The organism is Pseudomonas sp. NPDC087029 (assembly GCF_044745345.1).
GTDB lineage: Bacteria > Pseudomonadota > Gammaproteobacteria > Pseudomonadales > Pseudomonadaceae > Aquipseudomonas > Aquipseudomonas faucium.
In genome coordinates this window covers 30634-43325 of record NZ_JBIVAB010000020.1, presented here as the reverse complement: position 1 = coordinate 43325, position 12692 = coordinate 30634, and the positions used below count along the sequence as shown (strand labels likewise).

Genomic DNA, 12692 nt, shown 5'->3' with positions numbered 1-12692 from the left:
CAGCACCGGCTAGCCAGTACGCGCGGGCACCTCGGATCGCAGTGTGAGACTTCGTCGGTCTGGCATGGGTGGGTTCACTTGCGTGGGTTGGAAACCCAAGCGTAGCGCGACCAAGGGCGCACAGGGTGAAGCTGAAAAAGGTTTCATCATCGGCGCCGCAGTTGTGATCCAGACACGGCAAGAAGCCGGCAAATTTGCCATCATGTTGATTCCACCCGCGGAGACCATGGACATGCCGCTACGCCACCTTTTCGCTTCCCTGCTGCTGGCCACTAGCCTGGCGGCCCAGGCAGCCACCGAAGTGCTGCCGCTGCAGCACCGCAGCAGCGCCGAACTGCTGCCCGCCGCCCAGTCCTTCATCGGCAAGGACGGCAGCGTCAGCGCCTTCGAGAACAAGCTGATCGTCAACGCCAGCCCCGAGCGCATCGACGATTTGCGCACCCTGCTGCAGCAGCTGGACACCGCACCCAAGCGCCTGTTGATCAGCGTCGACAACAACGACAGCAACTTCCAGGACGCGCGTGGCAATGGCCGCGTGATCCGCTACGGCACCAGCAACCGCGAAGGCGGGCTGCAGCAGGTGCAGGCCAGCGAAGGCCAGCCGGCGCTGATCCAGGTGGGCCAGAGCATCCCGATCACCAGCACCAGCACCGACGGCTATGGGCGTATCCAGAGCGACACCGAATACCGCAATGTGACCCAGGGTTTCTACGTCACGCCAAGTGTGAGCGGCGATACGGTTCGTCTGCAAATAAGCAGCAATAATGACCGAATCAGCCAGGAACGTGCCTATGTAGTGAAAGTGCAGAGCACCGACACGACCCTCACTGGCAAGCTCGGCGAATGGATCACCCTGGCAGGCTACAACCAGCAGTCCCAAGCGGACCGCAACCTGTCAAGCCGCACATACAGCACCCAGCGCGGTGAAAACATGACTTTGCGTGTCAAAGTCGACCTTCTCGACTGATCCCAGGCAAATCAAGGCCTCGACCCAAGGCCTTGAAACTGACCGGCAAGTCGCATCCGAGCGAAAATGTAGTAAGTGAAAAAAAGCACTACAAAACATTTGACAGGTACTTTTTCCCAAGGGCATGATGGCCTCGCTCCCGCTAATCAGGGGCCCTGGCAAGGGCCTTCGAGGCGTACTCCCAGCACCCCGGGAGGCACCTCGTGTCTATACGGCCCACAAGGCGGTTCGACGGGATTGCGACTGCAACGAAGAAGTTGTCCCGAGGGACGGAAGCGCATCACCGCAGTACTGGCAATCGCGTAGCACCGCAGCAAGGCAACCACGAGCCGACCTGCAGGCGCACACCTTCGCCCAGCCTGCACCTCCTTCCCCCTTCGAGCCTTCGCGTTCGCCGCCGCACTCCCCCGGACAGGACAGCCGCCACACCCCCTGATTCGCTTCGTGAGCATCAGCACAATTACCCCAAGATCGATGCGACGAGGTTTATTTCCATGGCACTGACACGCGAACAGCAAATTGCAGCCCTCGAGAAAGACTGGGCCGAAAACCCGCGCTGGAAAGGCGTGACCCGTACCTACACCGCCGCTGATGTCGTTCGCCTGCGTGGCTCCCTGCAGCCGGAGCACACCCTGGCCCGCCAGGGCGCAGAAAAACTGTGGAAGCTGGTCACCCAAGGTGCCCACCCGTCCTTCCGCCCAGAAAAAGATTTCGTCAACTGCATGGGCGCCCTGACCGGCGGCCAGGCAGTGCAGCAGGTCAAGGCCGGCATCCAGGCCATCTACCTGTCCGGCTGGCAGGTTGCCGCCGACAACAACTCGGCCGAGTCGATGTACCCTGACCAGTCGCTGTACCCGGTCGATTCGGTACCGACCGTGGTCAAGCGCATCAACAACTCGTTCCGCCGCGCCGACCAGATCCAGTGGAAAGCAGGCAAGAACCCGGGCGATGAAGGCTACATCGACTACTTCGCACCGATCGTGGCTGACGCCGAAGCCGGCTTCGGCGGCGTGCTGAACGCCTACGAGCTGATGAAGAACATGATCGAAGCAGGCGCCGCCGGCGTGCACTTCGAAGACCAGCTGGCCTCGGTGAAAAAATGCGGCCACATGGGCGGCAAGGTCCTGGTACCGACCCAGGAAGCCGTACAGAAGCTGGTTGCAGCGCGCCTGGCCGCTGACGTTTCGGGTGTGCCGACCATCATCCTGGCCCGTACCGACGCCAACGCCGCCGACCTGCTGACCAGCGACTGCGACCCTTATGACCAGCCGTTCGTGATTGGCGAGCGTACCCGTGAAGGCTTCTACAAGGTGCGTGCCGGCCTCGACCAGGCCATCGCTCGCGGCCTGGCCTACGCCCCGTATGCCGACCTGATCTGGTGCGAAACCGCCAAGCCGGACCTGGACGAAGCCCGTCGCTTCGCCGAAGCGATCAAGAAGGAGTACCCGGACCAGATCCTGTCGTACAACTGCTCGCCTTCGTTCAACTGGAAGAAGAACCTGGACGACGCCACCATCGCCAAGTTCCAGCGCGAACTGTCGGCCATGGGCTACAAGCACCAGTTCATCACCCTGGCCGGCATCCACAACATGTGGCACGGCATGTTCAACCTGGCGCACGACTACGCCCGCAACGACATGACCGCCTACGTGAAGCTGCAGGAACAAGAGTTCGCCGACGCCAGCAAGGGCTACACCTTCGTGGCTCACCAGCAGGAAGTCGGTACCGGCTACTTCGACGACATGACCACCGTGATCCAGGGTGGCGCTTCGTCGGTGACTGCACTGACCGGTTCGACCGAGGAAGAGCAGTTCCACTGATAGCAGTGGCTTGCTGAAAGAGGCCCGGGATTCGAAAGGATCCCGGGCCTTCTTTTTTGCTGCACTGGCCCTATCGCCGAACGCGCAGGTATTGGAGAGTCCTGTGGGAGCCGGCTTGCCGGCGATAGGGCCAGAGCAGAACCCAGGATCCGGACTATGCTTGTGGCAGCCCAGCAGCAAGGTCCGCCCATGCCCCGCCCAAGCCACTTGCTCATCATCGCTGCCGCAGCCGCCGCCCTCTATATATATGCACTGGCCACCGGCAACGCCCTGCTCGGCCTCTTGGCCAAGCCCATTCCGGTACTGGCCCTGATCGCCTGGATGCTCGGCGCGCCCGCCACCGCCTATCGGCGCTGGATCACCCTGGGCCTGGGCTTCTCGGTGCTCGGCGACATTCTGCTGGCCGTGCCTGGCGACCTGTTCGTGTTTGGCCTGGCCGCCTTCCTCTGTGCACACCTGGCCTACCTGCGGGCGTATTGCAGCAAGACCTTGCGCCCGGCACTGCCGGCACTGATATTGAGCGCCATCACCGGCATCACCCTGCTCGGCGTGCTGGCCAGCCACGGCCTCGGCCCGCTGTTGATCCCGGTGGCGCTGTACGCACTGGCCATCAGCGCCATGCTCTGGCGTGCCCTGGCCTGTGGTGGCGTCGCCGCGCTGGGCGCCTGCCTGTTCGTGTTCTCCGACAGCCTGATCGGCATCGACCGCTTCGTCAGCCCGTTCGCTGCCGCGCCCTACCTGATCATCCTCGCCTACTGGCTGGGCCAATGGGCGATTGCTTCGTCAGCCCAGCACGGCTTATCCGGCAAAGTATTGACCCAGAGCGGTGCGGGCGGTGTCGGAAACTGCTAGAACAAGAGTCTTTCGCATTTGCAAGTAGGGGGCTGACGGCATATGAACTTGCAAGACTCAGGACAGGTATAGTTTCAAGGATCAGGTTAAACGATATTAATTATCATTACCAAGTTAGCGCTTCGTTACACCGGGCAAGAAACATAATTAACAAAACCGTGCGCAATGCCCGAATTTCAAGGCTTTCAGCCAGTTAGGAGGGATTTTTATTCTTAATGCTACGAATAAATTTGCGACAGAAATTTTACTTGCACCGGGTTTACCCATAAAATCAGCGCGATTGATTCAGCTGCGACATTTGGTCACTGCACCTGCGACACCACGTCGCCGCTCTACTTATTTCAGACTGCAGAGCTGGGTCTCTGTATAAGGATCTCTAGCATGTCCGATTCGGCAGGACTCATCGCCCACAACTGGGGCTTTGCCATCTTCCTTTTGGGTGTCGTCGGCCTGTGTGCCTTCATGCTCGGCCTGTCCAGCCTGCTCGGTAGCAAGGCCTGGGGCCGCGCCAAGAACGAACCCTTCGAATCCGGCATGCTGCCCGTCGGCAGCGCTCGCCTGCGCCTGTCCGCCAAATTCTATCTGGTCGCGATGCTGTTCGTGATCTTCGATATCGAAGCCCTCTTTCTCTTTGCATGGTCTGTGTCCGTCCGCGAAAGCGGCTGGACCGGATTCGTCGAAGCACTCGTTTTCATAGCAATTCTGTTGGCAGGTCTTGTCTACCTATGGCGCGTCGGGGCACTTGATTGGGCTCCCGAAGGTCGTCGCAAGCGGCAAGCGAAGCTGAAACAATGAGGCTTTGGCATGCAATACAATCTCACCAGAATCGATCCGGATGCGCCCAACGAGCAGTACCCGGTCGGTGAACGGGAAACCGTCACCGATCAACTGCTAGAGGACCAGGTCCACAAGAACATCTTCATGGGCAAACTTGAAGATGTGCTGCGTGGCGCGGTCAACTGGGGTCGCAAGAACTCCCTCTGGCCGTACAACTTCGGCCTGTCCTGCTGCTACGTGGAAATGACCACGGCCTTCACAGCGCCCCACGACATCGCCCGCTTCGGCGCCGAAGTCATCCGGGCATCGCCGCGTCAGGCCGACTTCATGGTCATCGCCGGTACCTGCTTCGTGAAGATGGCGCCGATCATCCAGCGCCTGTACGAGCAGATGCTCGAGCCCAAGTGGGTCATCTCCATGGGTTCGTGCGCCAACTCCGGCGGCATGTACGACATCTACTCGGTCGTTCAGGGGGTCGACAAGTTCCTCCCCGTGGACGTCTATGTGCCCGGCTGCCCGCCGCGCCCTGAGGCTTTCCTGCAAGGCTTGATGCTGCTGCAGGAGTCGATCGGCCAAGAACGACGCCCGCTTTCCTGGGTTGTTGGTGATCAAGGCATTTACCGTGCCGAGATGCCAGCCCAGAAAGACCTGCGTCGTGAGCAGCGCATCGCCGTAACCAACCTGCGCAGCCCCGACGAAGTCTGATCCAGCGACCTGCCGCCCGCTCCTATTGGGAGCCGGCGGCCTGGCTTCATTCTTAACGTTGACCCAAAGCGACCGAGACCATGACAGCGGACAACGCTATTTTCATTCCGCCCTACAAGGCTGACGACCAGGATGTGGTCGTCGAACTGAACAACCGTTTTGGCGCCGAAGCATTCGTCGCCCAGGAAACCCGCACCGGCATGCCCGTGCTGTGGGTCAAGCGCGCCCAGCTCAAAGAGGTGCTCAGCTTCCTGCGCGGTGTCGCCAAGCCCTACAGCATGCTGTACGACCTGCACGGCGTCGACGAGCGCCTGCGCACCCAGCGCCGTGGCCTGCCGGCCGCCGACTTCAGCGTGTTCTACCACCTGCTGTCGATCGAACGTAACAGCGACGTGATGATCAAGGTGTCGCTCAGCGAAGGCGACCTGAACCTGCCCACCGTGACCGGTATCTGGCCCAACGCCAACTGGTACGAGCGCGAAGTCTGGGACATGTTCGGCATCGACTTTGCCGGCCACCCGCACCTGAGCCGCATCATGATGCCGCCGACCTGGGAAGGTCACCCGCTGCGCAAGGACTACCCGGCCCGCGCCACCGAGTTCGATCCCTACAGCCTGACCCTGGCCAAGCAGCAGCTTGAAGAGGAATCGGCACGCTTCAACCCCGAAGCCTGGGGCATGAAGCGCCAGGGCGCCAACGAGGACTACATGTTCCTCAACCTCGGCCCCAACCACCCTTCGGCCCACGGCGCGTTCCGTATCGTCCTGCAGCTGGACGGCGAAGAGATCGTCGACTGCGTCCCGGACATCGGCTACCACCACCGTGGCGCCGAGAAGATGGCCGAGCGCCAGTCCTGGCACAGCTTCATCCCCTACACCGACCGCATCGACTACCTCGGCGGGGTGATGAACAACCTGCCGTACGTGCTCGCCGTCGAGAAGCTGGCGGGCATCAAGGTGCCGCAGAAGGTCGACGTGATCCGCATCATGCTGGCCGAGTTCTTCCGCATCACCAGCCACCTGCTGTTCCTGGGTACCTACATCCAGGACGTCGGCGCCATGACCCCGGTGTTCTTCACCTTCACCGACCGCCAGCGCGCCTACACCGTGATCGAGGCGATCACCGGTTTCCGCCTGCACCCGGCCTGGTACCGCATCGGTGGCGTCGCCCACGACCTGCCGCGCGGCTGGGACAAGCTGGTCAAGGACTTCGTCGAATGGCTGCCCAAGCGCCTCGACGAATACACCAAGGCTGCCCTGCAGAACAGCATCCTCAAGGGCCGTACCATCGGGGTTGCCGCGTACAACACCAAGGAAGCCCTGGAGTGGGGCACCACCGGTGCCGGCCTGCGTTCCACCGGTTGCGACTTCGACCTGCGCAAGGCCCGCCCGTACTCCGGCTACGAGAACTTCGAGTTCGAAGTGCCGCTGGCCCACAACGGCGATGCCTACGATCGTTGCATGGTCCGCGTCGAGGAGATGCGCCAGAGTATCCGCATCATCGACCAGTGCCTGCGCAACATGCCGGAAGGCCCGTACAAGGCGGACCACCCGCTGACCACGCCGCCGCCCAAAGAGCGCACCCTGCAGCACATCGAAACCTTGATCACGCACTTCCTGCAAGTCTCGTGGGGCCCGGTCATGCCGGCCAACGAGTCGTTCCAGATGATCGAAGCGACCAAGGGCATCAACAGCTACTACCTGACGAGCGATGGCGGCACCATGAGCTACCGCACCCGGATCCGTACCCCGAGCTACCCGCACCTGCAGCAGATCCCTTCGGTGATCAAAGGCAGCATGGTCGCCGACCTCATTGCGTACCTGGGCAGTATCGACTTCGTTATGGCTGACGTGGACCGCTAAGCATGAACAGCACGCTTATCCAGACTGACCGTTTCGCCCTGAGCGAAACCGAGCGCTCGGCCATCGAGCACGAGATGCACCACTACGAGGACCCGCGCGCGGCGTCCATCGAAGCCCTGAAGATCGTCCAGAAGGAACGTGGCTGGGTGCCGGACGGCGCCATCTACGCCATCGGCGAAGTGCTGGGCATCCCGGCCAGCGACGTCGAGGGTGTCGCCACCTTCTACAGCCAGATCTTCCGCCAGCCGGTCGGCCGCCACATCATCCGCGTGTGCGACAGCATGGTCTGCTACATCGGCGGCCACGAGTCGGTGGTCAGCCAGATCCAGAGCGAACTGGGCATCGGCCTGGGCCAGACCACCCCGGACGGCCGCTTCACCCTGCTGCCGGTGTGCTGCCTGGGCAACTGCGACAAGGCCCCGGCGCTGATGATCGACGACGACACCTTTGGCGACGTGCAGCCTGCTGGCGTCTCCAAGCTGCTGGAGGGTTACGTATGACCATCACTTCCTTCGGCCCGGCCAACCGCATCGCGCGCACCGCCGAAACCCACCCGCTGACCTGGCGCCTGCGTGACGACGGCGAGCCGGTCTGGCTGGCCGAGTACGAGTCCAAGAACGGCTACGCCGCTGCCCGCAAGGCACTGGCCGAGATGTCCGCCGACGACATCGTGCAGAGCGTCAAGGACTCCGGCCTCAAGGGCCGTGGTGGCGCAGGCTTCCCCACTGGCGTGAAGTGGGGCCTGATGCCCAAAGACGAATCCATGAACATCCGCTACCTGCTGTGCAACGCGGACGAAATGGAGCCGAACACCTGGAAGGACCGCATGCTGATGGAGCAACAGCCCCATCTGCTGGTCGAGGGCATGCTGATCAGCGCCCGCGCCCTGAAGGCCTACCGTGGCTACATCTTCCTGCGTGGCGAATACACCACCGCGGCGAAGAACCTCAACCGCGCCATCGATGAAGCCAAGGCCGCAGGCCTCTTGGGCAAGAACATCCTGGGCAGCGGTTTCGATTTCGAGCTGTTCGTGCACACCGGTGCCGGGCGCTACATCTGCGGTGAAGAGACCGCACTGATCAACTCGCTGGAAGGCCGCCGCGCCAACCCGCGCTCCAAGCCGCCCTTCCCTGCCGCCGTTGGCGTGTGGGGCAAGCCGACTTGCGTGAACAACGTCGAGACCCTGTGCAACGTGCCGGCGATCGTCGCCAACGGCAACGACTGGTACAAGTCGCTGGCCCGCGAAGGTAGCGAAGACCACGGTACCAAGCTGATGGGCTTCTCCGGCAAGGTGAAGAACCCAGGCCTGTGGGAACTGCCGTTCGGCGTCACCGCCCGCGAGCTGTTCGAAGACTACGCCGGCGGCATGCGCGATGGCTTCAAGCTCAAGTGCTGGCAGCCAGGCGGCGCCGGTACCGGCTTCCTGCTGCCCGAGCACCTCGATGCGCAGATGTACGCCGGTGGCATCGCCAAGGTCGGCACCCGCATGGGTACGGGCCTGGCCATGGCGGTCGACGACAGCGTCAACATGGTCTCGCTGCTGCGCAACATGGAAGAGTTCTTCGCCCGCGAATCGTGCGGCTGGTGCACCCCCTGCCGTGACGGCCTGCCGTGGAGCGTGAAGATGCTGCGCGCGCTGGAGAAAGGCCAGGGCCGCGCCGAAGACATCGAGACCCTGCTGGGTCTGGTCAACTTCCTCGGCCCAGGCCGCACCTTCTGTGCTCACGCACCGGGTGCCGTCGAGCCATTGGGCAGTGCCATCAAATACTTCCGCTCGGAGTTCGAGGCCGGTGTGGCGCCTGAAAGCGCTGGCACCCTGCGCCCGAACCTGGCGAAGCCGATCGTGGTCGGCGCATAACAAGATGAGCTGCGGGTGGTCCGTGCCACCCGCCAGCCCGCAGGCCGGCCCGAATGATTCGTGGCGGGCCGCGGGCTCACCGATTTCCATTAGCCACGCCCGCTCACGCGGGCCAACGAAGAACTTTGAACAATGGCCACTATCCACGTAGACGGCAAAGCGCTCGAAGTCAACGGTGCAGACAACCTGTTACAGGCGTGTCTGTCGCTCGGCCTCGACATCCCCTATTTCTGCTGGCACCCGGCGCTCGGTAGCGTTGGCGCCTGCCGGCAATGTGCGGTCAAGCAGTACACCGACGAGAACGACACCCGTGGTCGTATCGTCATGTCCTGCATGACCCCTGCCTCCGACGGCACCTGGATTTCCATCGACGATGACGAGTCCAAGGCGTTTCGCGCCAGCGTCGTCGAATGGCTGATGACCAACCACCCGCACGACTGCCCGGTGTGCGAGGAAGGCGGTCACTGCCACCTGCAGGACATGACGGTAATGACCGGCCACAACGAGCGCCGCTACCGTTTCACCAAGCGTACCCACCAGAACCAGGACCTCGGCCCGTTCATCGCCCACGAGATGAACCGCTGCATCGCCTGCTACCGCTGCGTGCGCTACTACAAGGACTATGCCGGTGGTACCGACCTGGGCGTCTACGGCGCCCACGACAACGTGTACTTCGGCCGCGTTGAAGACGGCGTGCTGGAAAGCGAATTCTCCGGCAACCTGACCGAGGTCTGCCCGACCGGCGTGTTCACCGACAAGACCCACTCCGAGCGCTACAACCGCAAGTGGGACATGCAGTTCGCCCCAAGCATCTGCCACGGCTGCTCCAGCGGCTGCAACATCAGCCCGGGCGAGCGCTACGGCGAACTGCGCCGCATCGAGAACCGCTTCAACGGCTCGGTCAACCAGTACTTCCTGTGCGACCGCGGCCGCTTCGGCTATGGCTACGTCAACCGCACCGACCGCCCGCGCCAGCCGTTCCTCGCCGATGGCACCAAGCTGGGCCTGGACGCCGCCCTGGACAAGGCCGCCGACCTGCTGCGCGGCCGCACCATCGTCGGTATCGGCTCGCCACGCGCCAGCCTCGAGAGCAACTACGGCCTGCGTGAGCTGGTCGGTGCCGAGTACTTCTACTCGGGTATCGAAGCCGGCGAACTGGCCCGCGTGCGCCTGGCCCTGAACGTGCTGAACGACAGCCCGCTGCCGGTGCCGACCCTGCGCGACATCGAAGACCACGACGCCGTGTTCGTGCTCGGCGAAGACCTGACCCAGACCGCTGCCCGCGTCGCCCTGGCCGTGCGCCAGGCCACCAAGGGCAAGGCCGAGGCCATGGCCGAATCGATGAAAGTGCAGCCGTGGCTCGACGCCGCGGTGAAGAACATCGGCCAGCACGCGCTGTACCCGCTGTTCATCGCCTCCCTGGCTGAAACCAAGCTCGACGACGTCGCCGAAGAGTGCGTGCACGCCTCCCCGGCCGACCTGGCCCGCATCGGCTTCGCCGTGGCCCACGCCATCGACCCGAGCGCCCCAGCAGTCGCCGGCCTGGACCAGGAAGCGCAAGCCCTGGCCCAGCGCATCGCCGATGCCCTGGTTGCCGCCAAGCGCCCGCTGGTCGTTGCCGGCACCTCGCTGGCCGACCCGGCGCTGATCGAAGCGGCCGCCAACATCGCCAAGGCCCTGAAGCTGCGCGAGAAGAACGGCTCGCTGAGCCTGGTCGTGCCTGAGGCCAACAGCCTGGGCATGGCGATGCTCGGCGGCGAGTCCGTCGATGCCGCGCTGGACGCGGTCATCAGCGGCAAGGCCGACGCCATCGTGGTATTGGAAAACGACCTGTACGCCCGCGTACCGGCCGCCAAGGTCGACGCAGCCCTGGCCGCGGCCAAGGTGGTGATCGTCGCCGACCACTCCAAGACCGCCACCCTGGACCGTGCCCACCTGGTGCTGCCGGCCGCCTCCTTCGCCGAAGGCGACGGTACCCTGGTCAGCCAGGAAGGCCGTGCCCAGCGCTTCTTCCAGGTGTTCGACCCGCAGTACCTGGACAGCAGCATCCAGATCCACGAAGGCTGGCGCTGGATGCACGCCCTGCGTGCCACCCTGCTGAACAAGCCGGTCGACTGGACCCAGCTGGACCACGTCACCAGCGCCTGCGCCGAAGCCGCCCCGCAACTGGCCGGCATCGTCAACGCAGCGCCAAGCGCCGCATTCCGCATCAAGGGCATGAAGCTTGCCCGTGAGCCGCTGCGCTACTCCGGCCGTACCGCCATGCGCGCCAACATCAGCGTGCACGAGCCGCGCACCCCGCAAGACAAGGACACCGCGTTCGCCTTCTCCATGGAAGGCTACTCGGGCTCCGCCGAGCCGCGCCAGCAGGTGCCGTTCGCCTGGTCGCCGGGCTGGAACTCGCCGCAGGCCTGGAACAAGTTCCAGGACGAAGTCGGTGGCCACCTGCGCGCCGGTGACCCGGGCGTGCGCCTGATCGAATCGCAGGGCGACCGCCTGAACTGGTTCAACGCCATCCCGGGCGCCTTCAACCCGGCCCGTGGCACCTGGACCGCGGTACCGTTCTTCCACCTGTTCGGCAGCGAAGAAAGCTCCTCGCGCGCCGCCCCGGTGCAAGAGCGCATCCCGGCTGCCTACGTGGCCCTGGCCAAGTCCGAAGCCGACCGCCTGGGCGTCAACGAGGGTGCCCTGCTGAGCCTGAACGTCGCCGGCGTTTCGCTGCGCCTGCCGCTGCGTATCAATGAAGAACTGGGCGCTGGCCTGGTTGCGTTGCCCAAAGGCCTGGCCGGCATTCCGCCTGCCATCTTCGGTGCATCCGTCGAAGGTCTGCAGGAGGCAGCACAATGAGCTGGTTCACCCCCGAAGTGATCGATGTGATCCTCACCGTGCTGCGGGCCATCGTGGTCCTGCTCGCGGTGGTGGTCTGCGGCGCGCTGCTCAGCTTCGTCGAGCGCCGCCTGCTGGGCTGGTGGCAGGACCGTTACGGCCCGAACCGCGTAGGCCCGTTCGGCATGTTCCAGATCGCTGCCGACATGCTGAAGATGTTCTTCAAGGAAGACTGGAACCCGCCCTTCGTCGACCGCGTGATCTTCACCCTGGCGCCAGTGGTGGCCATGAGCGCCCTGCTGATCGCCTTCGTGGTCATCCCGATCACCCCGACCTGGGGCGTCGCCGACCTGAACATCGGCCTGCTGTTCTTCTTCGCCATGGCCGGCCTGTCGGTCTATGCCGTGCTCTTCGCCGGCTGGTCGTCGAACAACAAGTACGCCCTGCTGGGCAGCTTGCGCGCGTCGGCACAGACCGTGTCGTACGAGGTGTTCCTGGGCCTGGCGCTGATGGGCGTGGTGGTGCAGGTGGGTTCGTTCAACATGCGCGACATCGTTGAATACCAGGCCCAGAACCTGTGGTTCATCATTCCGCAGTTCTTCGGCTTCTGCACCTTCTTCATCGCTGGCGTCGCCGTGACTCACCGTCACCCGTTCGACCAGCCGGAAGCGGAACAGGAACTGGCCGACGGCTACCACATCGAATATGCCGGCATGAAATGGGGCATGTTCTTCGTCGGCGAGTACATCGGCATCATCCTCATCTCGGCGCTGCTGGTAACTCTGTTCTTCGGCGGCTGGCACGGCCCGTTCGGCATCCTGCCGCAACTGTCGTTCCTGTGGTTCGCGCTGAAGACCGCGTTCTTCATCATGCTGTTCATCCTGCTGCGCGCCTCGATCCCGCGCCCACGCTATGACCAGGTGATGGACTTCAGCTGGAAGTTCTGCCTGCCGCTGACCCTGATCAATTTGCTGGTGACCGCTGCGATCGTGCTCTACAACACGCCAGCCGTCGCGGCCCAGTGA

The 12692-nt window shown here is 63.5% G+C and carries 10 protein-coding genes; all 10 read left to right on the top strand.

What is annotated here, in order from left to right; genetic code table 11:
* Nucleotides 1-202: 202 nt before the first annotated feature.
* The 10 genes from ACIPG5_RS23200 to nuoH all read left to right on the top strand — a co-directional run bounded on the left by ACIPG5_RS23200 (nucleotide 203) and on the right by nuoH (nucleotide 12692).
* Nucleotides 203-967, top strand: a complete 765-nt coding sequence (locus ACIPG5_RS23200) for a secretin N-terminal domain-containing protein (RefSeq protein WP_401378422.1) — start codon at nucleotides 203-205, stop codon at nucleotides 965-967.
* Between the two features lie 494 nt (nucleotides 968-1461).
* A complete protein-coding gene (gene aceA / locus ACIPG5_RS23195; RefSeq protein WP_176512818.1) occupies nucleotides 1462-2787 on the top strand; it encodes an isocitrate lyase in 1326 nt (441 codons plus the stop codon).
* A 189-nt stretch (nucleotides 2788-2976) separates the two neighbouring features.
* Complete coding sequence (locus ACIPG5_RS23190) at nucleotides 2977-3639, top strand: lysoplasmalogenase (RefSeq protein WP_176518009.1); 663 nt, start codon at nucleotides 2977-2979, stop codon at nucleotides 3637-3639.
* A gap of 381 nt (nucleotides 3640-4020) precedes the next feature.
* A complete protein-coding gene (locus ACIPG5_RS23185) occupies nucleotides 4021-4434 on the top strand; it encodes an NADH-quinone oxidoreductase subunit A (RefSeq protein ID WP_003251427.1) in 414 nt (137 codons plus the stop codon).
* A 9-nt stretch (nucleotides 4435-4443) separates the two neighbouring features.
* Complete coding sequence (locus ACIPG5_RS23180) at nucleotides 4444-5121, top strand: NADH-quinone oxidoreductase subunit B family protein (RefSeq protein ID WP_003251429.1); 678 nt, start codon at nucleotides 4444-4446, stop codon at nucleotides 5119-5121.
* Nucleotides 5122-5201: 80 nt separating this feature from the next.
* Complete coding sequence (gene nuoC / locus ACIPG5_RS23175; RefSeq protein ID WP_176518010.1) at nucleotides 5202-6983, top strand: NADH-quinone oxidoreductase subunit C/D; 1782 nt, start codon at nucleotides 5202-5204, stop codon at nucleotides 6981-6983.
* Nucleotides 6984-6985: 2 nt separating this feature from the next.
* Nucleotides 6986-7483 carry an NADH-quinone oxidoreductase subunit NuoE gene (gene nuoE, locus ACIPG5_RS23170; protein ID WP_176518011.1) on the top strand — a complete coding sequence of 166 codons (498 nt, stop codon included), beginning with the start codon at nucleotides 6986-6988 and terminating at the stop codon, nucleotides 7481-7483.
* A complete protein-coding gene (gene nuoF / locus ACIPG5_RS23165; protein ID WP_176518012.1) occupies nucleotides 7480-8841 on the top strand; it encodes an NADH-quinone oxidoreductase subunit NuoF in 1362 nt (453 codons plus the stop codon). Before nuoE ends, nuoF begins: the two co-directional genes overlap by 4 nt.
* Before the next feature lie 132 nt (nucleotides 8842-8973).
* Complete coding sequence (gene nuoG / locus ACIPG5_RS23160; RefSeq protein WP_401378419.1) at nucleotides 8974-11688, top strand: NADH-quinone oxidoreductase subunit NuoG; 2715 nt, start codon at nucleotides 8974-8976, stop codon at nucleotides 11686-11688.
* Complete coding sequence (nuoH, locus tag ACIPG5_RS23155) at nucleotides 11685-12692, top strand: NADH-quinone oxidoreductase subunit NuoH (protein WP_003251440.1); 1008 nt, start codon at nucleotides 11685-11687, stop codon at nucleotides 12690-12692. The genes nuoG and nuoH overlap by 4 nt, the downstream gene beginning before the upstream one ends.

Coding starts and splice junctions, on each gene's coding strand:
- nuoF (WP_176518012.1), top strand. CDS start 7,480: ATGACCATCACTTCCTTCGGCCCGGCCAACCGCATCGCGCGCACCGCC.
- nuoE (WP_176518011.1), top strand. CDS start 6,986: ATGAACAGCACGCTTATCCAGACTGACCGTTTCGCCCTGAGCGAAACC.
- nuoH (WP_003251440.1), top strand. CDS start 11,685: ATGAGCTGGTTCACCCCCGAAGTGATCGATGTGATCCTCACCGTGCTG.
- ACIPG5_RS23190 (WP_176518009.1), top strand. CDS start 2,977: ATGCCCCGCCCAAGCCACTTGCTCATCATCGCTGCCGCAGCCGCCGCC.
- ACIPG5_RS23180 (WP_003251429.1), top strand. CDS start 4,444: ATGCAATACAATCTCACCAGAATCGATCCGGATGCGCCCAACGAGCAG.
- ACIPG5_RS23185 (WP_003251427.1), top strand. CDS start 4,021: ATGTCCGATTCGGCAGGACTCATCGCCCACAACTGGGGCTTTGCCATC.
- aceA (WP_176512818.1), top strand. CDS start 1,462: ATGGCACTGACACGCGAACAGCAAATTGCAGCCCTCGAGAAAGACTGG.
- nuoG (WP_401378419.1), top strand. CDS start 8,974: ATGGCCACTATCCACGTAGACGGCAAAGCGCTCGAAGTCAACGGTGCA.
- nuoC (WP_176518010.1), top strand. CDS start 5,202: ATGACAGCGGACAACGCTATTTTCATTCCGCCCTACAAGGCTGACGAC.
- ACIPG5_RS23200 (WP_401378422.1), top strand. CDS start 203: ATGTTGATTCCACCCGCGGAGACCATGGACATGCCGCTACGCCACCTT.